This is a genomic window from Acuticoccus yangtzensis, from assembly GCF_001927245.1.
GTDB lineage: Bacteria > Pseudomonadota > Alphaproteobacteria > Rhizobiales > Amorphaceae > Acuticoccus > Acuticoccus yangtzensis.
In genome coordinates, this window is the sequence record NZ_MJUX01000001.1 from 1012618 (window position 1) to 1034836 (window position 22219).

The 22219-nt window shown below is 67.6% G+C and carries 21 protein-coding genes; 14 read left to right on the forward strand and 7 right to left on the reverse strand.

The annotated features are described in order from the left end of the window. Nucleotides 1–36 precede the first annotated feature (36 nt). Complete coding sequence (locus BIX52_RS04465; protein WP_205647692.1) at nt 37–912, reverse strand: helix-turn-helix domain-containing protein; 876 nt, start codon at nt 910–912, stop codon at nt 37–39. Between the two features lie 54 nt (nt 913–966). Between BIX52_RS04465 and pobA the strand changes: the two genes are divergently transcribed. Then, a complete protein-coding gene (gene pobA / locus BIX52_RS04470) occupies nt 967–2130 on the forward strand; it encodes a 4-hydroxybenzoate 3-monooxygenase (protein ID WP_075219725.1) in 1164 nt (387 codons plus the stop codon). 70 nt (nt 2131–2200) lie between these two features. Here the strand turns inward: pobA and BIX52_RS04475 are convergent, their stop codons facing one another. Next, complete coding sequence (locus tag BIX52_RS04475) at nt 2201–4075, reverse strand: TRAP transporter permease (protein ID WP_075219726.1); 1875 nt, start codon at nt 4073–4075, stop codon at nt 2201–2203. Between the two features lie 262 nt (nt 4076–4337). Then, a complete protein-coding gene (locus tag BIX52_RS04480) occupies nt 4338–5276 on the reverse strand; it encodes a TAXI family TRAP transporter solute-binding subunit (RefSeq protein WP_075219727.1) in 939 nt (312 codons plus the stop codon). Between the two features lie 168 nt (nt 5277–5444). Between BIX52_RS04480 and BIX52_RS04485 the strand changes: the two genes are divergently transcribed. From BIX52_RS04485 to BIX52_RS04515, 7 genes are all read left to right on the forward strand, one after another. Continuing rightward, nucleotides 5445–6077 (forward strand): glutathione S-transferase family protein, encoded by a 633-nt coding sequence (locus tag BIX52_RS04485; protein WP_075219728.1) that lies wholly within the window; start codon nt 5445–5447, stop codon nt 6075–6077. 134 nt (nt 6078–6211) lie between these two features. Further along, nucleotides 6212–6925 carry a calcium-binding protein gene (locus BIX52_RS04490; RefSeq protein WP_075219729.1) on the forward strand — a complete coding sequence of 238 codons (714 nt, stop codon included), beginning with the start codon at nt 6212–6214 and terminating at the stop codon, nt 6923–6925. A gap of 110 nt (nt 6926–7035) precedes the next feature. After that, nucleotides 7036–8040: an ABC transporter ATP-binding protein gene (locus BIX52_RS04495; protein ID WP_075219730.1), complete on the forward strand. Its 1005-nt coding sequence runs from the start codon at nt 7036–7038 to the stop codon at nt 8038–8040. A 91-nt stretch (nt 8041–8131) separates the two neighbouring features. Continuing rightward, nucleotides 8132–9415 (forward strand): ABC transporter substrate-binding protein, encoded by a 1284-nt coding sequence (locus BIX52_RS04500; RefSeq protein ID WP_075219731.1) that lies wholly within the window; start codon nt 8132–8134, stop codon nt 9413–9415. After that, nucleotides 9412–10398, forward strand: a complete 987-nt coding sequence (locus BIX52_RS04505; protein WP_425426666.1) for an ABC transporter permease — start codon at nt 9412–9414, stop codon at nt 10396–10398. Before BIX52_RS04500 ends, BIX52_RS04505 begins: the two co-directional genes overlap by 4 nt. A 7-nt stretch (nt 10399–10405) precedes the next feature. After that, on the forward strand, nt 10406–11257 hold the full coding sequence (locus BIX52_RS04510; protein ID WP_075219732.1) for an ABC transporter permease: 852 nt from the start codon (nt 10406–10408) through the stop codon (nt 11255–11257). After that, the gene (locus BIX52_RS04515) at nt 11254–12519 is read left to right on the forward strand and encodes an MmgE/PrpD family protein (protein ID WP_075219733.1); all 1266 of its coding nucleotides are present in this window, start codon (nt 11254–11256) and stop codon (nt 12517–12519) included. Before BIX52_RS04510 ends, BIX52_RS04515 begins: the two co-directional genes overlap by 4 nt. Before the next feature lie 273 nt (nt 12520–12792). On the opposite strand, the gene BIX52_RS04520 is transcribed toward BIX52_RS04515, so the two are convergent. Further along, nucleotides 12793–13986 carry a pyridoxal phosphate-dependent aminotransferase gene (locus BIX52_RS04520; RefSeq protein WP_075219734.1) on the reverse strand — a complete coding sequence of 398 codons (1194 nt, stop codon included), beginning with the start codon at nt 13984–13986 and terminating at the stop codon, nt 12793–12795. Between the two features lie 237 nt (nt 13987–14223). Here BIX52_RS04520 and BIX52_RS04525 point away from each other — a divergent pair, with 237 nt between their 5' ends. The 5 genes from BIX52_RS04525 to BIX52_RS04545 all read left to right on the forward strand — a co-directional run bounded on the left by BIX52_RS04525 (nt 14224) and on the right by BIX52_RS04545 (nt 18752). Further along, nucleotides 14224–14928 (forward strand): ABC transporter permease, encoded by a 705-nt coding sequence (locus BIX52_RS04525; protein WP_075219735.1) that lies wholly within the window; start codon nt 14224–14226, stop codon nt 14926–14928. Beyond that, the gene (locus BIX52_RS04530) at nt 14925–15683 is read left to right on the forward strand and encodes an ABC transporter permease (protein ID WP_075219736.1); all 759 of its coding nucleotides are present in this window, start codon (nt 14925–14927) and stop codon (nt 15681–15683) included. Before BIX52_RS04525 ends, BIX52_RS04530 begins: the two co-directional genes overlap by 4 nt. 10 nt (nt 15684–15693) lie before the next feature. Then, nucleotides 15694–16833 (forward strand): trans-sulfuration enzyme family protein, encoded by a 1140-nt coding sequence (locus BIX52_RS04535; protein ID WP_075219737.1) that lies wholly within the window; start codon nt 15694–15696, stop codon nt 16831–16833. A gap of 48 nt (nt 16834–16881) precedes the next feature. Then, the gene (locus BIX52_RS04540; RefSeq protein WP_075219738.1) at nt 16882–17751 is read left to right on the forward strand and encodes an NAD(P)-dependent oxidoreductase; all 870 of its coding nucleotides are present in this window, start codon (nt 16882–16884) and stop codon (nt 17749–17751) included. Between the two features lie 230 nt (nt 17752–17981). Further along, nucleotides 17982–18752 carry a peptidase associated/transthyretin-like domain-containing protein gene (locus BIX52_RS04545; protein ID WP_075219739.1) on the forward strand — a complete coding sequence of 257 codons (771 nt, stop codon included), beginning with the start codon at nt 17982–17984 and terminating at the stop codon, nt 18750–18752. A 669-nt stretch (nt 18753–19421) separates the two neighbouring features. On the opposite strand, the gene BIX52_RS04550 is transcribed toward BIX52_RS04545, so the two are convergent. From BIX52_RS04550 to BIX52_RS04560, 3 genes are read right to left on the reverse strand one after another with little or no spacing between them, the layout of a single operon-like run. Next, nucleotides 19422–19826 carry a (R)-mandelonitrile lyase gene (locus BIX52_RS04550; protein WP_075219740.1) on the reverse strand — a complete coding sequence of 135 codons (405 nt, stop codon included), beginning with the start codon at nt 19824–19826 and terminating at the stop codon, nt 19422–19424. Beyond that, nucleotides 19823–20266, reverse strand: a complete 444-nt coding sequence (locus BIX52_RS04555) for an NADH:ubiquinone oxidoreductase subunit NDUFA12 (RefSeq protein ID WP_075219741.1) — start codon at nt 20264–20266, stop codon at nt 19823–19825. Before BIX52_RS04555 ends, BIX52_RS04550 begins: the two co-directional genes overlap by 4 nt. Nucleotides 20267–20305: 39 nt before the next feature. Beyond that, on the reverse strand, nt 20306–21232 hold the full coding sequence (locus BIX52_RS04560; protein WP_075219742.1) for a cation diffusion facilitator family transporter: 927 nt from the start codon (nt 21230–21232) through the stop codon (nt 20306–20308). A 100-nt stretch (nt 21233–21332) separates the two neighbouring features. Between BIX52_RS04560 and BIX52_RS04565 the strand changes: the two genes are divergently transcribed. Further along, complete coding sequence (locus BIX52_RS04565) at nt 21333–22064, forward strand: DUF502 domain-containing protein (RefSeq protein WP_075219743.1); 732 nt, start codon at nt 21333–21335, stop codon at nt 22062–22064. The last annotated feature ends 155 nt before the right edge of the window (nt 22065–22219 follow it).

Consider the following 22219-nt stretch of genomic DNA (forward strand, 5'->3'; position numbering starts at 1 on the left):
CCGTCGCCGGCGCGGGACCGTCGGGGCGCGGGCGGCTCAGTCGTCGACCGGGGCCGCGTCGGCCACGCGGGCGCGGAAGGCGGAGGGCGTCATTCCTGCATAGCGGGTGAAGGCGCGGGTGAAGTAGGCCGGATCGACGAAGCCGAGGTCCCCGGCGATGCGCCCGACCGGATGCGCGGTATAAGCCAGCAGCCGCCGCGCCTCCTTCATCAGCCTCAATTCGATCACCCGCGAGGCGCCGGAGCCCAACTCCGCCCGGCACACGCGCGACAGGTGCGTGGCCGACACCTTCAGCGCGGCGGCATAGTCGGCCACGCGCCAATGGCTGCGATAGTGCGTCTCGATCAGCGCCTCGAACCGGCGGATGAGGGGCGAGCCCTCGGCCCCCATGTCGGGCGCGATGCCGCCGGCCACGCGGGCCGCGATCAGCGTCGCCACCGCCACCAGGCACTGGGCGCGGGCCGGCCGGTTGGCGCCGAATTCCTCGGCCATCGCGTCGAACAGGTAGCCGATGTCCGGACCGGCATCGACCAGGGCCGCGACGCGCAACATGGGGCAGGCGCCGATGCACCCGTCCAGCGCCTCGACCGGGACAGTGACCACCGTGCCGACGGTCTGCGGGGCGAAGCGGAATCCGTGGACGGCGCCGGCGGGCAGGTTCACGACGCCGGGGGCCGCGAGCTCGGCCTCGCGCCCCTCGAACTGCACGGCGGTCGCCCCGGAGGTGACATAGAGGAATTGATGCAGGCGCTCGTGCCGGTGGGGCTGAATGGCCCATCCGTGCAAGCTCGACCGTTCGGCGATCGTCTCACAATGCACGACATCCGGCAGCAAGGCCCGTTCCCCGTAGAGTTCGAACTTCGGAATGCGCGATGTCTCGATGTTCGAATAGTCCAATTGGGGGGTGTCCACGTCCATTCCAGGAGACCGCACTCGGTCGCACACTATGGCTGGGAGGACCAGTCCATGAGAACACAAGCCGCTATCATCGGCGCGGGACCGGCGGGGCTTTTATTGTCGCAGCTCCTGATGCAGTCCGGAATATCCACAGTGGTCATCGAACGCCGCAGCCGCGCGCATGTTCTATCACGCATCCGCGCCGGTGTCCTGGAATGGGGGTCGGTGGAGACGCTGCGGCGGGCCGGTGTCGGCGCGCGGATGGACGCCGAAGGGGCGGTGCACGAGGGCGTTGCGCTCGGCCATTCGAACCACCAGTTCCGCATCGACTTTCGCGCCGCGTGCGACCGCGCGGTGATGGTCTACGGCCAGACCAAGGTCACCAAGGACCTCTACGCCGCGCAGGACGCGGCCGGCGCCGTCATCATCCACGACGCCCAGGATGTGGCGCTTCACGACGTGGAGGGGACGCCTCGGGTGACCTACGCCAAGGAGGGGCGCACGCACGAGGTGGTGGCCGACATCGTCGCCGGGTGCGACGGGTTCCACGGTGTCGCCCGGCAGACGATCCCGGAGGCGAAGCGGACCGAATATGCGCACGCCTTCCCTTTCGCGTGGCTGGGCGTGTTGTCCGAGACGCCGCCGGTGGCGCACGAGCTGATCTACGCCAACCACCCGCGCGGCTTCGCTTTGGCCTCGATGCGCAACGCCAAGCTGTCACGGTATTATGTGCAGGTCCCCGCGGAGACCGAGGCGCAATCGTGGAGCGATGCGGCGTTCTGGGACGAGCTGCGCCGCCGCCTCCCCCACGACGCGGCCGAGCGGCTGATCACCGGCCCGTCGATCGAGAAGTCGGTGGCGCAGTTGCGGGCGTTCGTCGCGGAGCCGATGCGGTGGGGCAATCTGGTGCTGGCGGGGGACGCGGCGCACATCGTGCCGCCCACGGGCGCGAAGGGGCTGAACCTTGCGATCGGCGACGTGGCGCTGCTGGCCGAGGTGCTGACGGCGCACTTCGGCGGTGACCGGGCGGCGCTGGGCACATACACGGCGCGGGCGCTCGAGCGGGTGTGGGCGGGCATCCGCTTCTCGTCCGGGATGACCAATCTGCTGCACCGTTTCCCCGGCCAGAGCGCGTTCGAGCAGCGCATGCAGGAGGCGGAGCTTCACCATATCGAGCATTCGGCCGCCGCCCGCGAGGCGGTGGCCCGCAACTATACGGGCCTCCTCGACTGAGGACGGCGCTCCGACGCAAAAACGCCCGGCACGAAGGCCGGGCGTTTTGTCGTTCGCATGTGCGGCGGGATCAGCGCGCGGCGCCCTCCGCCGGGGCCGCGTTCCGGCTGACCAGCATCTGGTAGGCGAGCACCAGGATGACGAGGCCGATGCCGATCGTATCCGTCCACAGCCCCGGCTTGATGAGGACGAAGGCCGCCCCGATGAGGACGATCCGTTCCACGATGCTGGCGCGGGCGGCGAGATAGCCGATCATCCCCGCCGCCAGGCAGATGACGCCGATGAGCGCCGTGATGAGCGTCGTCACCACCGTCGGCCAGGTGCCGATGAGGAGGATGGACGGGCCGAACACGAACATGAACGGGATGATGTAGCCCGTCGCGCCGAGCTTCAGCGCGGCGAAGCCCGTGTCCCACAGCCCGGCGCGGGAGATGCCGTTGGCGGCGTAGACCGCCATCGCCACCGGCGGCGTGATGGCCGAGAGGATGGCGTAGTAGAAGACGAACATGTGCGCCGCTTCCACCATGACGCCGAGCTTGACGAGCGCCGGCACCAGGAGCGCCACCTGGACGATGTAGGCCGGCGTCGTCGGCATGCCCATGCCGAGGACGATGCCCGCGATCATCGTCAGCACCAGGGCGAGCACGAGGCTGTCCTGCGAGACGGCGATGACGAGGCCGGTGAACTCGGTCCCGAGGTTGGTGAGGGTGATGCAGCCCACCACGATGCCGGCGCAGGCGCAGGCGAGCGCGACGGGGATGGTGTTCTTGGCGCCCGAGATCAGCGCGTCGCCGATCATCTCGAGGGTCAGGTCCTTGCGCGTCTCCTTGCGCAGCATGCAGGTCGGGATGACCGAGACGATGCCGGCGAGGGCGGAGAGCGGCGCGGAATAGCCCATCAGCAGGACCGCGATGATGATGACGAGCGGCAGGAAGAGGTGGCCGCGCGCCAGCATCGTCTCCTTCAGGCTGGGGAGCTCGGAGCGCGGCAGGCCCACCATGCCGGTGCGCTTCGCCTCGAAGTGGACCGCCATGAAGAGGGCGACATAGTAGAGGATCGCCGGGAACAGGGCGAAGGCGGCGACTTCCAGATAGCCGATGCCGAGGAACTCGGCCATGACGAAGGCGGCGGCGCCCATGATGGGGGGCATGATCTGCCCGCCGGTGGAGGCGACCGCCTCGACCGCGCCCGCGAAGCCGGGACGATAGCCGATGCGCTTCATGAGCGGGATGGTGAAGACGCCGGTCGTCATGACGTTGGCGACCGCCGAGCCCGACACCGAACCGAAGAGGCCCGAGGTGACGCAGGCGACCTTCGCCGGACCGCCCGCGGCATGGCCGGTGAGGCTCATGGCGAAGTCCATGAAGAGGCGGCCCGCGCCCGAGCGTTCGACCATCGCGCCGAAGATGATGAAGAGGACGATGTAGGTCGCCGACACGCCGAGCGGGATGCCGAAGATGCCCTCGGTCGTGAGGTAGAGCTGGTCGAGGGTGATCTCGAGCCCGAAGCCGCGCCAGATGAGGGTGTAGATGAGGAAGGCGGCGGCGGTGGCCGGAAGCGCCATGCCGACCGCGCGGCGCGTCGCCTCCAGGATGAGGAGGACGCAGAGCGAGCCGAAGATGAAGTCGGCGGTGTTCAGTTCGTCCACATAATACATGCGCCCGACGAGATAGTCGTAGGCGAAGATCGGGTAGGTCGCCGCGGCGAAGGCGAGGCCGAGCAGGATGAGGTCGAAGATGCCGGGCTTGCCCGTTTCGGGATCGCGGTAGCCGCGGCCGGGCAGCATGAGGAAGGCCAGCACCAGCACGAAGGTCAGGTGGATGGCGCGGAACTTCTGCGCGTCGGGCGGACCGAAGAAGGCGACGTAGAGGTGGTAGAGCGACATCGCCAGGGCGATGGCCCCGGTCGCGGTCACTGCCCAGTTGGCAGTCAAACGTTTAATCATGGCGCGCGCCGCCAGCGGGTCGCGCCGGCGTCCTCTTCACACGAAAGGGCAGCGGGACAGGGCGGCACGCCGCCCGCGCGGTGACCGCGGTGGGGCGAGCATCGCCGCTCGGAGCGGACGGGGCCGCAGGGGCCCCGCCTGATGTCAGGGGTCGAATAGCGGGGCCGTCAAAGCTACCGCCGAGGCCGCGGGCGCCGGGTCAGGCGCGCCCGCGGTGACGCCGATACGGCCGGGCCGACTGTCCCGGCCCGCCGCAACTGGGTCAGCTCTTGCCGGCTTCGTCGTAGAAGCGCTGAGCACCTTCGTGCATCGGCACGCCGACGTCGGCGCCCATGCCTTCGGGGGTGAGGCCCGTCATCGCCTTGGCGATGGCCGAGAGATCGCCGACGTGGTCCGCGAGCTGCTTGGTCACGTTGTAGACGAGGTCCGCATCGAGATCGCAGGCGGCGATGATGTGCGTGGCATAGCCGATCGTCTGCACGTCGGCGTCCTGCTTGGGATAGGAGCCGGCCTTGACGATGATCGGCTTATAGCCGGGGTTCAGCTCCTGCATCTTCGTCATCGCCTCGCCCTCGATCGGGACGACCTTGATGTCGCGCGCGGACGCCAGGTCCATCACCGCGCCGGCGGGAACGGTGGTGCCGAGGGTGAACCATTCGGCGTTGCCGTCCTTCATCAGCGACACGCCGTCCGTATAGGAGCCGTGGTTGACGCGCGGCAGGTCGTCGTAGCTCGCGCCGATGGACTTCAGCAGGTGGGCGGTGATCGCCTCGCCGGTGTTGCCCTTGGGCTGCACGGCCGCCGCCTTGCCGACGAGGTCGGCCGGGCTGTCGATCCCGGAATCGGCCAGCGCGATGACCTGGAAATATTGCGGATAGAGCGTCGCGACGTTGCAGATGTTGGTCGCCTCACCCTCGAACGGGGCGTTGCCCTTGATCGCGTCGACGGTGGAGACGGAATTGGCAAAGCCCATCTGCGCCTTGCCGGCCTCGATCGCCTTCACGTTGGCGATGCCGGCGCCCGGCAGAACCTGGACCGAGGCACCGTCGATGTTGCTTTCGACGATGTTCTGGATGGCACCGCCGAGCGGGTACCAGGAGCCGCCTTGCGGGCCGGTCATGAGACGAATGGTCTGAGCGTTGGCTGCACCGGACACGACGACGGCACCGACCGCAACGGCGGCCAGGAGTTGGCTCTTCATATGATCCTCCCATTGGGCGGCGTGGGTCACCGCTCCTTGAACTGGTATATTAATGGATTGACCCTTGAGAGCAAGCCCACCACGGCGAAGGCGTTGCCCGACAACCCATTGGCGCGCCGAGGCGCCTGCATGCTAAGCCCTGGATCAACAACACGCGAGGAAGAGTCCATGACGATCGAACTCTACACCTGGGGAACGCCGAACGGCAAAAAGGTGTCGATCATGCTGGAGGAGGTCGGCCTCCCCTACACGGTGCATCCGATCAACATCACCAAGGACGAGCAGTTCGACCCGTCGTTTCTGGCGATCGCTCCGAACAACAAGATCCCGGCCATCGTCGACACGGATACCGGGCTGACCTTGATGGAATCGGGCGCGATCCTGCTCTACCTCGCTGAAAAGACGGGTAAGCTTCTTCCCGCGTCCGGCGAGGCGCGGTGGCGCACCTACGAGTGGCTGATGTGGCAGATGGGCGGCTTCGGCCCGATGCTGGGCCAGACGCACCACTTCCACCACTTCAACAAGGGCAAGGCCGACTATGCCGAGGAGCGCTTCCTGAAGGAGACGCAGCGTCTTTACGGCGTGCTCGACAAGCGGCTCGGCGAAACGGCCTACATGGCGGGCGCCGAATATACGGTCGCGGACGTCATCACCTGGCCGTGGGCGGCGCGCTTCGCCTGGCACGGGGTGGACCTCAACGCCTTCCCGAACGTCAAGCGGTGGTACCTGGAGCTGGCCGCGCGGCCTGCGGTGAAGGCCGGCTACAACGTGCCGACGGAGGCCGAAATCCCCATGCCGTGACGGGCGTTCGGCGTGCGCCGCGGCCGCGGAGCAAGCGCCGCCTTAAATAACTGTCTTACGGAGTCTTCGCGGGTGGCGGCGGGCACTTTAGGATAGGGTGATCATCCCAATCAGTTCTTGAAGTTCAGCTTGATATGACCTCGCCCTTTCCCAAGCCTTCCCTCTATGAGTACACCGACCGGCCCGGCTTTTGGCTCCTCGGAACGTCCGCATCCGAGCGCCTCGTCATCCCTCGCGAAGCGTTCCTGACCTGGGGCGGGGCCGGTGACGACCGGATCGCCGGCAACAATTCGCCGAACATGGTGATTGCCGGGCCGGGCAATGACCATGTGCTGCTGCTGGGCGGCAACGACCAGGCGTGGCTGGAAGGCGGGCTCGACACGGTCGACGGCGGCGCCGGCGACGATATGCTCTGGGGCGAGGCCGGCCGCAATCACATCACCGGCGGTCTCGGCGCCGACTATATCCAGGGCGGCGACGGGGCGGACACCATCTTCGGCGGCCGCGGCCGGACCGACGCCGAGGACGACGGCGACTATTTGTCCGGCGGCGGCGGGCGCGACCGGATCTTCGGCGGCGCGGGCGACGACATGATCGGCGGCGGGGCAGATGAGGCTATCGACATCCTCGTCGGCGGGCGCGGGGCGGACGTCTTCTCGGCCCGCGACAACGACCGCATCCTCGACTTCCGGTCAGGCGTCGACATGCTCGGCCTGCTGATCGAGTCGATGGACGATGTCGAAATCGTCGCAGACGGCGACGACACGCTGGTGGTGACGGATACGGCCACTGTCACGCTGGTGGGGTTCACCGGTACGCTGACGGCGGCGGATCTCGGCCTCGTCTGACGCCGCTGCGCCACCGGAGAGCGGGGCGGGCCGCTGAAATTTGCGGCCTGCCTTGAAAAGCACCATGGCATACGATTTGCTCTTCCTGGCGGCACACGGGGGGACCATCGTTGCACGAGGCAGAGCTTGAACTCATCGGCGTCGCCAAGCGGTACGGGGACACGGTCGCGGTTCGCGGCGTCGACCTGAAGATTCCCGCGGGCGCCTATTGCTGCCTTCTCGGCCCCTCCGGCTGCGGCAAGACGACCACGCTGCGCATGATCGCAGGCCACGAGGTGGCGAGCGCCGGCGACGTGGTCCTCGGCGGACGCAACGTCACCGGACTGCCGCCGGCCGAGCGCGGCACGGCGATGATGTTCCAGTCCTACGCCCTCTTCCCGCACATGAGCGTGGTCGACAACGTCGCCTTCGCTTTGCGCGTCCGCGGCCTCAAAAAGAGGCAGCGGCGCGAAGAGGCCATGCAGCGCCTCGAGCTGGTGGAGATGACGAAATATGCAATCCGCCGCCCGGCCGAGCTGTCGGGTGGGCAGCAGCAGCGTGTGGCGCTCGCCCGCGCCCTCGTCACCAACCCCAAGGTGCTGCTGCTGGACGAGCCTTTGTCCGCGCTCGACCCGGCGCTGCGCCTCAGGATGCGCGCCGAGCTGAAGCGGCTGCAGCACGAACTCGGCATCACCTTCATCCACGTCACCCACAGCCAGGACGAGGCGCTCGCCCTCTCCGACCTCGTGGTGTTGATGAAGGACGGCCATATCGAGCAGTCCGGCACCGCGCGTGAGGTGTTCGACACGCCGAAGACCGCCTTCGTCGCCCGCTTCATCGGCGCCCACAACGTGCTCACGGAGGCGGGCCGCGAACTGTCGCTGCGGGCCGACAAGCTCGACCTCGTGGCGCCGGGTGCCGGGCGGCGCACCGCCACCGTCACCTCGGTCGAATATCAGGGCCACTATGTGCTGGTGCGCCTGTCGGGCGAAGACGACCTCTCCGCCATGGTGGACGAGACGGCGATGCGCGCTTTCCCGGTCCACGAAGGCGACACCGTGGGCCTCGCCTGGGACGATGGCGACGTCGTCCCCCTGGGCAAACCCGAAGCGGACGAGGGGCTGAAGGCTGCCTGACCGCCCTCCCCGCAATCCCCTCCCGGCGGCGCCACCACAATCCGCCGGACCCGGCTTCCTGAGTCACCCTTATAAAAATGATGGAGCAATCATGACCGATCGTCCGAGCCGTCCCGGCGGGCTGAACCGCCGCAAGTTCCTCTACGGCACCGCCGCCGCCACCACGGTCGCCGCGTCCACCAAGCTCTTCGCCCCGGCCGTCCAGGCCCAGGAGGCGCCTACGCTGCGTTACCTCGGCACCGCGGTGAACCAGTCGGCGGAGATCGCCGCGAAGGTGAAGGAAGACCTCGGCATCACCATCGAATACATCCCCGTCACCACCGACGAGGTGACGCGGCGCGTGGTGACGCAGCCCAACACCTTCGACCTCGTCGACATCGAGTACATGTCGCTGAAGAACGTTGTCCCGACGGGCAATCTGAAGGGCATGGACACGTCCAAGATCACCCAGGCGGACAACATCACCACGCTGTTCACCGAAGGCACGATCGACGGCCAGCCGGTGGGCGACCAGGGCACCGCGCCGAAGAAGGTGATCTGGCTGCCCGGCGAGGAGGCGACGGACTTCGCCACAGAGCCGACCGGCTTCATGTCGCTGATCCCCACCGTCTATAATGCCGACACGCTGGGCATCCGTCCGGACCTCATCGGCCGCCCGATCGAGTCCTGGGCCGAGCTTCTGAATCCGGAATTCAAGGGCAAGGCGTCGATCCTGAACATTCCGTCCATCGGCATCATGGACGCCGCCCTCGTGGTCGAGGCGCTCGGCGAGCACCAATATGCCGACAAGGGCAACATGACGCGCGACGAGATCGACCTGACGATCGAGACGCTGATCGAGGCCAAGCGTGCCGGCCAGTTCCGCGCCTTGTGGCAGGACTTCAACGAGTCCGTGAACCTGATGGCGTCGGGCGAGGTGGTCATTCAGTCGATGTGGTCGCCGGCCGTGACCGCGGTGCGCACCCAGGGCATCGAGTGCAAGTATCAGCCGCTGAAGGAAGGCTACCGCGCGTGGGCGGCGGGCTTCGGCCTGCCCGCGACGATCGACGGGCGCCAGCAGGACGCGGCGTACGAGTTCATCAACTGGTTCCTCTCCGGCTGGGCCGGTGCCTTCCTCAACCGCCAGGGCTATTACTCGGCGGTTCTGGGCACCGCCAAGGAGAACATGGAAGCCTATGAGTGGGCCTACTGGATGGAAGGCGCCGCGGCCGAGCAGGACATCATGTCTCCGTCCGGCCAGCTCCTCGCCAAGGCAGGCGAAGTGCGTGACGGCGGGTCCTATCAGGACCGTCTCGGCGCCATCTCGTGCTGGAACGCGGTGATGGACGAGAACGTCTACATGGTCCGCAAGTGGAACGAGTTCGTCGCGTCGTGACGACCACCGAGCAGGCCACGGGGACGCCCCCGATTGCCGAGGGGCGAGCGCACACAGCGCTCGTCACCCCGCAAAGCGACGCGGCTGCGCTGCACGGCGTGAAGCGCCGCGTCAGCCTGCTCGACCGCCCCTACGCCCTGGCGGGGCCCCTGATCCTCGTCATGGCGATCTTCTTCGTCGGTCCGTTGATCCTGACGATCATCGTCTCCTTCTGGGAGTACACCCAATATTCCATCGAGCCGGCGATGGTGGTGACGAACTATGTCGACGTGTTCGACCGCTGCATCGCCCGGCTGCCGACGCTGTGCGTCACCTTCGCCACGTACCTGTCGACGCTGAAGTTCTGCTTCATCGTCTGGGCGATCACGCTGATTTTGGGCTTCACGCTCGCCTGGTTCATCGTCTTCGAGGTGAAGAAGACGTCGACGCAGATCGCGCTCTTCCTGTTGTGCACGATCCCGTTCTGGACCTCCAACGTCATCCGCATGATGGCGTGGATCCCGCTGCTCGGCCGCAACGGGCTGGTGAATCAGACGCTGATGTCGATGGGGCTGATCTCCGAGCCGCAGGAGTGGCTGCTCTATTCCGACTTCGCGGTGATTTTGGCCTTCATCCACCTCTATACGATGTTCATGATGGTGCCGATCGTGAACTCGATGATGCGCATCGACCGGGAGATCCTGGAGGCCGCGCGCGACGCTGGCGCGTCGATCTGGACAATCGCGATGTCGGTGGTGGCGCCGCTCTGCCGGCCCGGCATCGTCATCGGGTCGATCTTCGTCATCACCATCGTGATGGGCGACTACATCACCGTGGGCGTGATGGGCGGGCAGCAGATCGCGTCGGTGGGCAAGACGATCCAGGTGCAGATGCAGTATCTTCAGTTCCCGATCGCCGCCGCCAATGCGGTGGTTCTTCTGGGCGCCGTCTTGATGATCATCTTCGCCATGACCAAGCTGGTCGACGTCAGACGGGAGCTGTGAGGGGCCGATGAACGAGCGCGGGCGCCGCTTCTACATCCTGGCGGGCATCTTCACCCTGTTCGTCCTGTTCCTGTACGGGCCGATGTTCGCCATCTTCGCCCTCTCCTTTCAGGGGCCGGAGGGTGGCCTCACCTTCCCCATGCGCGGCTTCTCCACCCACTGGTTCGCCGAACTGTGGAAGGGTGTCGGCGTGGTCGACATCTGGGCGGCGTTCTACCGCTCGCTGCGGCTCGGCGCCGTGGTGGCGGGGCTGACGCTCGCCATCTCGCTGCCGGCGGCGCTGGCCTATAGGCTCGGCTTCCGCGGGGCGACGCTGCTCTTCTACACCGTCATCGCCTCGCTGATCGTCCCGTCCATCGTGGTCTCGCTGGGCATCGGCCTGGAGTTCCGCCTGTTCGACGATTGGGTGAAGGAATTCGTCACCGGTCACCAGACCTCGACCGGCCTCTTCACCTCGGCGCTGGGTGCGCATCTGACGTGGACGCTGCCGTTTGGTCTCCTCATCCTGCTGGCCGCCTTCAACCGGTTCGACAGGCGCTACGAGGAGGCTGCGCGCGACCTCGGCGCCTCGCCGTGGCAGACCTTGTGGCTCGTCATCCTGCCGATCATCGCGCCGTCCCTCATCGGCATCGCGCTCTTCGGCTTCACCCTGTCGTGGGATGAGCTGGCACGGACCAGCCAGGCGATCGGCGGGCGCAACACGCTGCCGCTGGAGCTGCGCGGGCTGACGCAGACGGTGACGACCCCGGCGGTCTACGCGCTGGGGACGATGGTGACGGGCGTGTCGCTGGCGGTGATCGGCGTGTCGTTGCTCGCCATCACCGTCATGGGACGCGCACGGGCGCGCCGGTCGCGATGATCGCCGAGACGCTTGCCGCGGCCTTCGCCGGGTTCGACAGCCGGGCGATGCCGGAGGACGTACGCGCCCACGCCGCGCGGGTCTATGCCGACACGGTGGCCTGCATGGTGGCGGGCTTCACCGACCCGGAGGTGGCGCGCTTCGCCGAGCGATTCGCGGGGCACGGCGCGACAGAGCCGTTGACGGGGCTGAAGGCGGCGTTCGGCAACATCGCGCTGGTTGTCGGCTTCGCGGCGACCGCGCTGGAGCTGGACGACGGCCACTACGACACCGGAAGCCACCCGGCGGCGCACGCTGCGGCGGGTGCGCTTGCGGTGGCGGCGCTGTTGAAGGCGGACGACAAGGCGCGGTTCGACGCTTTCGTGGCGGGCTACGAGGTGGGCGCGCGTGTCGGCCTCGGCACCACGTTGCGGCCGGCGGCGCACGGTCACGGCACGTGGGGAGCGATCGGCGCGGCTGCGGCGGCGGCGCATCTGACGGGGCGCGACCGGGCCGAGTTCGCGGCGATCCTCGACATTGCGGGCGGTCTCGGCCTCGGTACCAGCGTGACGGCGCCGATGAAGGGGGGCACGATCCGCTCGGCGTGGGTGGGTGTCGCGGCCCGCAACGGCCTCCTGGCGCTGGACCTCTTCGACGCGGGGGTAACGGGCGAGCCGGGCGGCATCGAGGCCGTCTTCGGCAACGTCCTCGGCTCTCACTTCGATCCGGACGCCGCAGCGGCGGGTCTCGGCGAAACCTACCTCATCGCGACCAACTTCATGAAGGTGGACGCCTCGTGCCGCGAGACGCAGGGGGCGCTGGCCGCCTTCCGCGCCGCGTGGACGGAGGGCCGACCCGCGGCCGACATCGCGGCGGTAGAGGTCACCACCTTCGCCAGCGCCGCAATGCTGTCGGAGCGCGAGCCGGTCAACGTCATGGCCGGCCGCTTCTCGATCCCGGCGACGGTGGCGCTGGCGGCGACGGGCCGGCCGATCACCGCCGCCGCCTATGAGGCCGCATTGGCGGACGGCGCGGCGCGCGACCTCATGCGGCGCGTCACCGTCACCGCCGACCCGAAGATGACGGCGCTCGCCCCGTTGCGTCGCTGCCGCGTCGACATTCGCCTGACCGACGGCGCGACGCTGACCGCCACGTTGGACGATGCCCCAGGCGACGTGACCGCGCCGATCCCGCCGGCGGACCTGCGCGAAAAGTTCGCCGCTCTCTTCGCGCTCGCCGGCCGCGACGATGCGGACGCGATCTACCGTCGCCTGACCGCCTGAGCCGATCGTTCGTCTCGAAGGGGGATGACGGGGTCAAGCCATCGCCCGGAGCCACGCGCAGTGCCCTCTCTTCAGGGAGGGCGCGAGCATGGCGAGGACGATGGCTTGACGCCGTCAGCCGCCTTCCCAGCCTGATCCAAGGTGGTCAGTCTCGGGCTTCTTCAGCCCGAACTGACCGCCTGCCCGCTGGCGAAGCGGGGGGAGCGCGAGGGGGGAACTCCCCTCGCTGAGGCCGTGCCGCACGCAAGGCGTCGGGAGCGCGCCGCCGAACGGTCAGGCCGACTTGCGCGGCCGCTCGGTGCTCGCCGTCGCAGCGAAGGCTGAGATGCGGCGGCAGGCTTCGGCGATGTCCTCGTCGGGCACGGTGAGGCTGATGCGGATGAAATCGCGGGCCTGGGCGCCGAACGCGCCGCCGGGCATCACCGCCACGCCGCGGTCGAGCATCGCCCAGGCAAAGGTTTCGCCGTCCATGCCGAGGGCGGACACGTCGACGAGGATGAACATTCCCGCGTCCGGCATCAGCGGGACGAGGGGGGAGCCGGCGAGGCCGGCCGTCACCACGTCGGCGCGGCGGCGGTAGGTGGTGCGCAGGATGTCGGCGGTGGGGGACGGCTCGGTGAGCGCGTAGGTGGTCATGTCGGCGATGAAGGGCTGGTTGCCGAACAGCATCGTCTCGGACACCGGCAGGAGCCGCTCGCAAAACTCGGCGGGGCCGACGGCCCAGCCGGAGCGAAAGCCGGGCGCGGCGTGGGACTTGGAGATCGACGACAGAGCGATCGACCGTTCCGCCAGTTCGTCGAGGTCGAGCGGAGAGACGAAGCGGCCCTCGAAGATCAGCTCCTCGTAGACCTCGTCGCAGACGATCCACAGATCGTGACGGCGGCAGACCTCGCCCAGCGCCGCGATCTCGTCCCGCGTCAGGATCGCGCCGGTGGGATTGTGCGGCGAATTGAGGAGCAGCACCCGGCAGCGCGGGGTGATCGCGCGTTCCAGATCCGCGGCCTGCATGTGGAAGGCGTGGCGCGCGTGGAGCGGCACCTTGCGCATGGAGGCCCCGGCGGCGCGAATCACGCCTTCGTAGGTGGCGTAGTAGGGGTCGCCGACCAGCACCTCGTCGCCCTTTTCGGCGAGGCCCATGATGGAGGCGTAAAGCGCCGTCTGGGTGCCGGGAAAGGCGAGCACGTTGGCGGCGGTGAGGGTGCGTCCGGTGCGGGCGGAATATTTCGCGGCGATGGCGTCCGCGAGGGCGGGGTCGGCGCCGCCGCCGATCCCGTAGCCGGTGCGCCCGGCGTGCATCGCCTCGGTACAGACGTCGAGCAGGTTCTCCTCCGGGGGGATGTCGGGCTCCCCGATGGTGAGCTCGATGATCCCCTCTCCCGCATCTGCGCGCCGCCGTGCTTCGAAATGCACGGCCCACTTGCCGGATCCGAGACCGCGAAGCCTGTCCGTAATCGATGCATATCGCATGGGCTGCCTCCGGTTCGTCGCGGGCAAGCTAAGCCGGATCGGGCATCGACCTCAACCCAGAGGCGCCAATTATTGAGGCAACTCAACAACTTGCACGCGAAATCGGCAGAGCGAACCCCGGAGAATCCGGCGGCAGGCGCGCGAATTGCACGCTGGAATAATTTGACCCGGCGCCTCAGAGGGATAACCTGCCGGAGCTTTTTTGACCGCCCGCGACACCCCAGCCCGCCGGACTTCATGGACAACTTCGCACTGCTCTCCTTTGGCGCGGACGGATGGGGCGACGAGCTCCTCGACGGCCTGAAGGTCACACTCGCCCTCGCCTTCGTCACAGCGCCCCTCGCCCTTGCGACCGGCTTCATGCTCGCGCTGGCGCGGCGTTCCGCCCGGTGGACGCTTCGGGTTCCGGCGACGGCTTTCTGCGTCGTCTTCAAGGGGCTGCCGGAGCTCATCACCCTCTTCATCGTCTACTATGGCTCCGGCCTTCTGGTGCGCTGGGTGACGGGCTTCTTCACCGACGTCTATTTCGACATGCCCGCCTTCGCGTCCGGCGTGATCGCGCTCGGCGCAGTGTCGGCGTCCTATGTGGCGGAGGTGTTCATGGGCGCGCTGTCGGGCGTGCCGAAGGGGCAGCGGGAGGCCGCCCAGGCGCTGGGCCTCGGCCCCAAGGCGACGATGTGGAAGATCATGTTGCCGCAGGTGATGCGCCTCGCCCTCCCCGGCCTCTCCAACCTGTGGCTGGTGCTGTTGAAGGATACGGCGCTGGTCATGGCACTCGGCCTTCCGGACCTTTTGCGCCGCACCTTCGTCGCGGTCGGGGTCACCAAGGAGCCGTTCTTCTTCTTCGCGATGGCGATCCTCATCTACTTCGCCATCTCGCTGGTTTCGTCGGGCCTGCTCAGCCTGTTGGAAGCGCGCTACAACCGGGCCTATGCGCGATGAGCGAGTATCTGCCCGAGATCCTCGTGCGCTACGGGGACGACCTTCTCGACGGCTTCGTCGTCACCATTCAGCTCGTCGTCTATTCGGTCGGGCTGGGGGCGATCCTGGCCACCGGCCTCACCTATCTTCGCATGAAGGGGGGGCGGATCACCGGACCGCTGACGTGGCTTTATACCAACCTCTTCCGTGGCACGCCGTTGCTCGCCCAGCTCTTCCTCATCTACTACGGGGCGGGGCAGTTCTCCGGGTTCTGGCGGGCGATCGGGGTGTGGAACTTCCTGCGCGACCCGTTCAACTGCGCGGTGCTCGCCTTCACGCTGAACACGGCGGCCTACCAGTCGGAGATCTTTCGCGGCGCGGTGCGGGCGGTGCCTGTCGGCCAGTGGGAGGGGGCGATGGCGCTCGGCCTCGACCGGCTGCAGACCTTCCGCAAGGTCATCCTGCCCCAGGCCTCGCTCTACGCGCTGCGCCCGTTCGGCAACGAGGTCATTTTGATGATCAAAGGCTCGGCGGTGGCGTCGATCGTCACCGTCTACGACCTTCTCGGCGAGACCCGGCTCGCCTACTCGCAGAGCTTCAGGTTCGAGGTCTACTTCTATGCCGCAGCGCTCTATCTCATCCTGGTGGAGACGCTGCGGCAGGTATGGAACCTTGCCGAACGGCGGCTGACACGGCACTTGAAGACCGCCAACACGGCAAGCCGGCCGGCGGACGCCACCGGGCCGGCCGAGCCCCCTGTGATGAGTGCCACATGAGTTCCCCACGATGAGCCCTATGCCCCTGAAGCCCGAAACCATCGCCGCCCAGGCCGCCGGTCAGATCGACCAGGCCACCGGGGGCATCGTCACCCCCTGGCAGCCCTCCACCACCTTCGTGCGCGACGAGGCTTATCAGACCCCGGCCTCGGGCGACGTCTATCGCCGGCCGCACAGCCCGACGGGGCGCGAGGCGGAGACGATCATCGCCAAGCTGGAGGGCGGGACCGAGGCGGCGCTGTTCGGCTCCGGCCTCGCGGCGGCGGCGGCGATGATGCGCGCCGCGGGCGGCAGCGTGGCCGTGCAGCGCGGTTCCTACTATGGGACGCAGGTGCTGGCGGAGCGGCTGGCGGACGGCGCTCCCATCACCTTCGACGGCGCATCGCTGGACAGCCTCGCCGAGACGGTGGCGACCCACGCCCCGAAGCTCGTCCTCATCGAGACGCCCTCGAACCCCTTCCTCGACGTGATTTCGATCCGCGAGGCGGCCGAGATCGTCCACAAGGCGGGCGCGGTGCTGGCGGTCGATTCCACCACCGCGACGCCGATCCTGACGCGCCCGCTGGAGCACGGCGCGGACATCGTGATGCATTCCGCCACCAAGGGCCTCAACGGCCATTCGGACGTGCTCGCCGGTGTGCTCGTCGTCGGCGAAGGGGACCGCACGCTTTACGACGCTGCGCTCGACATCCGCGCCAAGGAAGGCTGCGTGCTGAGCCCGTTCGACGCCTGGCTCCTGACGCGCGGCATGCGCACCCTGCACGTGCGCGTGCGCGAAGCGTGCCGCAATGCGGAACGTCTGGCGGCCTGGCTGGAGGCGCACCCGAAGGTGACGAAGGTGCGCTATCCGGGCCTTGCCAGCCACCCGGCGCACAACGTGGCCGCGGCGCAGATGGACGGCGGCTTCGGCGCGCTGATGTCGTTCGACGTGGCGGGCGGCGCGGCCGAGGCGCTGGCCTTCGCGGCGCGGCTGACGCTCATCAAACGCGCGACGTCGCTGGGCGGCGTTGAAAGCCTGATCGAGCACCGCCATTCCATCGAGCCGCCGTCGACCAACATGCCGCCGGCGCTGATGCGCTTCGCGGTCGGCATCGAGGCGGCGGACGATCTGATCGCCGATCTCGATCAGGCCTTGGCCGCGCTGCCTTGAGGCCATAGAACTCGAACCTAATACATTAGAACGGAGAAGGAGCGCTCGATGGCAAAGGTCGCATTCCTGGGCCTCGGCGTCATGGGCTACCCCATGGCACGCCACCTGAAGAACGGCGGTCACGATGTGACCGTCTACAACCGCACCACCGCGAAGGCCGAGAAGTGGGCGGCCGAGAACGGCGGCAGCTTCAAGGCGACCCCGGCCGAGGCCGCGGAAGGGCAGGACTTCGTGTTCTGCTGCGTCGGCAACGACGACGACCTGCGTTCGGTGACGATCGCCGAGGGCGGTGCTTTCGCGGCGATGAAGAAGGGCGCCATCTTCGTCGACAACACGACCGCCTCGGCCGAGGTCGCGCGCGAGCTGGGCGCGGCCGCCGCAGCCGCCGGGTTCGAGTTCCTCGACGCCCCGGTGTCCGGCGGCCAGGCCGGCGCCGAGAACGGTGCGCTGACGGTGATGGTCGGCGGCGACGAAGCGGTGTTCGACAAGGCGAAGCCCGTGATCGACTGCTACGCCAAGATGGTCGGTCTGATGGGCCCCACCGGCGCGGGCCAGCTCACCAAGATGGTGAACCAGACCTGCATCGCCGGGCTCGTCCAGGGCCTCGCCGAAGGCATCCACTTCGCGAAGGCCGCCGGGCTCGACATCGAGAAGGTCGTGTCGGTCATCTCCAAGGGCGCGGCCGGCTCGTGGCAGATGGAGAACCGCTGGAAGACGATGGATGCGGACGAGTACAACCACGGCTTCGCGGTCGACTGGATGCGCAAGGACCTGCACATCGTTCTGGAAGAGGCGCGCCGCAACGGCTCGCGCATGCCGGTGACGGCGCTGGTCGACCAGTTCTACGGCGACGTGCAGAAGATGGGCGGCGGGCGCTACGACACGTCAGCCCTGCTGGCGCGTCTTCAGCGGTCCTGAGCCGACGGTCGCATTCACGACCTATCCGTAAGGGTTGGTTCACACTAGCCATAAGATGCCGGGGGAAAAGCCCCCCGGCATGAAACCCAAGCCCCTCTGAGCCGTTAGCCCGTCATGTGTGTATTAACGAAACGGAGGGAACAAAGGTCGCCATGCTGCCGTTAGCTTCCGTTTCTCTAGGCTGGCGTCGCGACCTGACCCTGATCGACGCCTCTCCCTCCGGGGAGCGTGTGAGCGTCGTTCCGGAGGGGTGCCGTTCCGTCCTGTCCGGCGCGCCGATCGCCAGGATCGCTCCGCGCTACGATCCTCGTCACCTTCCCGTCCAGGTCGATGTTGCCGCCGACGATGGCGGTGAGGACGACGGGCTCGCCCGCGGCGTTCCGCTGATGATGCGGCTGCAAATCGTCGATGCCGCGCTGGCCCCGGTGCCGGACGTGTTCGTGCGGCTGGACCTTTTTGCCCCTGCCGGCGACGGGCCGCGGTCGACCCAGGCGTTTGCGATCACGTCGGCTGCGGGTGTGGCCGAGATCGAAACCGTCTTCCCCGTACCGCGCGGCGGACGCCCTCCCGAGCTGCGTTTCGAGGCGGTGCTGGACGACGAGGTCGTGCGCGGGATCATCGTTCTGCCGTCCGAGCTCGGCGACTTTTTGTGCGAGCATGTGGCGCCCTACGCGCCGCGCACGGACGAGTTCGGCGCGTTGGCGGGCTGGCAACCGGCATATTTAGCGCAGGCCGTCATCAGTGCCGATCGTTCGGCGCCGGCCTTCCTTGCGCCGCGCGAGCCGACGCTGTCGCCGGAGGTGCGCCGCCGGCTGGACCGCCCCACGGCCGCGCGCCTTTTCAGCCTGGTGCTTGCGGTGGTGGGGATGGCGACGCAGCTCTTCACCCCCGCCGCGCGCGCGTGCGACACCGAGAGATCCGTCAGCTACGCCAGCCAGCGCGAAGAAGGGTGCGGAAGCGGCCAGACGCCCGCCACAGACCAGAAGAACGGCAAAGGTTAGCGCTCGTTTTTGGCGCCCGTGTTGCTGGGTTCGGATCAACCGGCGGAACAGGGCGACATCGTGCCGAGCAGCGTCATGCAGTCGGCAGCCAAGCTACCGGCAAGCGTCGCGACGGTATCCTGCCCACGGTGCGGCTTAGTCCGCCCGAGGGGCGCCATCAGTGTATATGCTGTGCCTCGTTGCCCGGCTCGGCCGTGCCACCGGCCCGCTCGTCGCAGCGCTCCTCACGAGCAAGCCTGCTGCGACGTGAGTCGATTCCAACCTCACGGGAAGGGCCCCTAACGCTGAGTCGCGTTGTCGCAGCGTAGCCGTGATTGCTCGCCTGATCAGGCGCGATGCCCCACCGCGTCAGCCCCAGCCGAATCCGCGATGAGTGTTCCGGATCCAATCTCGGCGTGAACGCGCAGCACGCCCCGTCCCCTGCCCGTTACGCGGGCATTGCCGCCCGCCTAGTCGTCTGCGCGGCTTACCACGCTCTTGATAGTCTGCACGGACTTTGCGACCGTCTGGTTGTCTGCGCGGCTTGCCGCCCGGCTAGTCGTCTTCTCGGGCTTTGCCGACCGCCTGGTCGTCTGCGCGAGCCTTACAGCCCGCCTGCTCGTCGGCTGGCGCCATCGGCCGGCCGCTGCCACGGTGCAACGCCGCGTCCAGCCGCATTTGTGCAGCGGATCAGCCCTCGCCGAGATAATCCTTTTCGCTGACAGGCTCCTGCCACGTGATGTGGCCAGCTGCCGGATCGCGCTCGTGGATGGCGATGTGGGTCATCATCTGCGTCGCCGTCGCGCCATGCCAATGGCGTTCGCCGGGCGGGATGAAGATGGTGTCGCCGGCGTGGATCTCGATGCGCGCTTCACCCTCGGTCTGAAACCAGCCGGTACCGGAGACGACGTGCAGCGTCTGGCCGAGCGGGTGGGTGTGCCAATTGGTGCGGGCACCGGGCGTGAAGGTCACCGAGGCAGCGTTGACGCGTGCCGGATCCGGCGCGGTGACGATCGGCACCTGGTAAACGGTGCCGGTGAAGTAAGAGGCGGGCGCCGTGACGGTCGCCACCTCTCTTGCGCGCGTGAGCTTCATTGACCGGCTCCACCGGGTGCCGAACCGGGGGTCCAGGCGTCATAGCCCGCCGATACGCCGGCTTCGGGGTCGGGACGGAAGATGGACCCCTGCGGGCGATAGGCGCCCGCGGTGCCGGTCGGATTCGGGCGGTGCGGGGCTTCCCACTCCTTCGCGACGTAGCCCTGGTGGTCGGGCAGAAGGTCGGTCAGGTGGTGCATCCAGCGATACCAGCCGGGGGGGATCGATGTCGCTTCCGCCTCACCGGCATAGATCACCCAGCGGCGGTCATAGCCGAGCGCCGGGTCCTTCTTGCCGCCTTTGGTGCGGAAGTAGCGGTTGCCATACTGATCGGTGCCGACCTCTTCACCGCGAAGATACGTCGTCCACGACGTTCCCCAGGTGGTGCCGTTCCACCAGGTGAAGAGCTGAATCAAGCGGCGGAGCGGGGTCTGAGCCATGCCGATCTCCCTAAAAGGCTGCGGTCCCTGTGTAAAGCATCAACGGGTGCCCGAGCCAGGCTTGAGCGCACGCGTTTCGATATAGAGCTGCGCAATGTCGGGATACATATCCTCGATGCGTGATTTGAGGCGGTGGACGGCCCCTTCCACCTCTTTGGCGGTGAGGCTGTTGTCGAAATCGGCCGAAACCACAGTCAGCACCTCGTTGGGGCCGAGGTGCATGGTGAGGACGTCGCCGACGTCGACCACCGCACGGTCGGCCGCGACGGCGAGGCGCACGCGGTTGACGAGGCGCGGGTTCGCCGCCTCCCCCACCAGAAGGCCCTTCGTCTCGATCGCGAGGGCCACCGCCGTTGCGGCAAGGACCGCGGCCACGGCGAGTGAGGCGGCCGCGTCCCACGCCGAATGCCCGGTGATATGGCTCATCGCGATGCCGAAGAAGGCGAGGACGAGGCCCGTCAGAGCCGCGCTGTCCTCCAACAGGAGGGTGAACAGGGTCGGGTCTTTGGATCGGCGGATCGTCTCGACGAGGCTGCGCCCTTCGGCTGCGGCGCGCAGGGTGCGGTAGGCCATGCGCCAGGCCCAAACCTCGTACACGAGCGCGATCAGGATGACGGCATAATTGATGTAGGACCCGCTCACGCGGCGAGGATGGAGGAGCTTCTCGATCCCCTCGTAGGCCGCGAATCCGGCGCCGGCTCCGAAAATCAGGATCGCCACCAGGAACGCATAGAAGTATAGGTCCTTGCCATGGCCGAAGGGATGCATCCGATTGGCGGGCCGTTGCGCCTGCCGGACACCGAACAGAAGCAGCAGTTGATTGCCTGTATCGACAACAGAATGCACCGCTTCGGCAAACATGGCTGATGACCCCGTCAACACTGATGCAATAAACTTCGTAACAGCGATGGCAATTTTGGCAAAGAGAGCGACATAGATCACCTTTGTATTGCCGTGCACCGCCATATCATCAGTCTCCACCTGCAATGATCGCTAGCGATCATTATGAGATGAACGAGGCGGTATTGTCTGCGTTCACGTCCGAAGATTCACTGCTGGAGCACCCATGCATCCACTTGTTTTGATCCTCCGCCCGATCATCACCGGAGTCCTGGCCGTCTTGCCGGTGCTGTTGACCTTTCTGGTGATCGGCTGGATCGCGGCCTATGTGGCAAGTTTCGTGGGGCCTGGATCGTGGTTCGGCCGGTCCGTGACCCAGCTCGGCGCCTTCGTGGTCGACGATAACCTGGCCTATCTCATCGGGCTGGCGATCGTTCTGGCCGGGCTCTACGCGCTCGGCCTTCTGGTCCAGTCGCGCTTGCGCACCGTGTGGTCGACGTTCTTCAACGAGACCATCGGGCGGCTGCCGCTGATCGGGACCATCTACAAGACGATCACGCGGTTCGTTCAGCTCCTCGAACAGCGTGACGATGTCGACGTGAAGTCGATGAGCCCGGTGTGGTGCTTCTTTTCCGACGAGCGGCGCACGGCGGTGCTGGGGTTGATGCCGTCCGACCACCCGGTCGAAATCGAGGGGCAGGACTACAGGATCGTGATGGTGCCGACGGCGCCGGTCCCGTTCGGCGGCGGGCTTTTCTTCCTGCCGGCGGAGTGGGTGCGGCCGGCCGGATTCGGTGTCGAAGGGCTGACGAACATCTACGTCTCGATGGGGGTGACGGCGCCCGATTATATGAGCGGGATCCGCCGGGCCAGCCGGTCCACGCCGCATGTGGTGAAGCCCGGCGCGGAGAGCGATGCGGCCTGGGAGGCGGTCCCGGTCCCGCCCAAGGATGACTGAGATCGCGACCTGACGCGCAGCGGACTGACCCGCCGCCCCCGGCAGCGCACCGTAAGCGGCGCTGCCGCGCCTCACTCTGTGAGCGGTGCTGCCGCGCCGCGCATTGTGAGCGCCGCTGCGGGCCGCGCCTCGCCGGAAACGATGCTCTTCGGCGA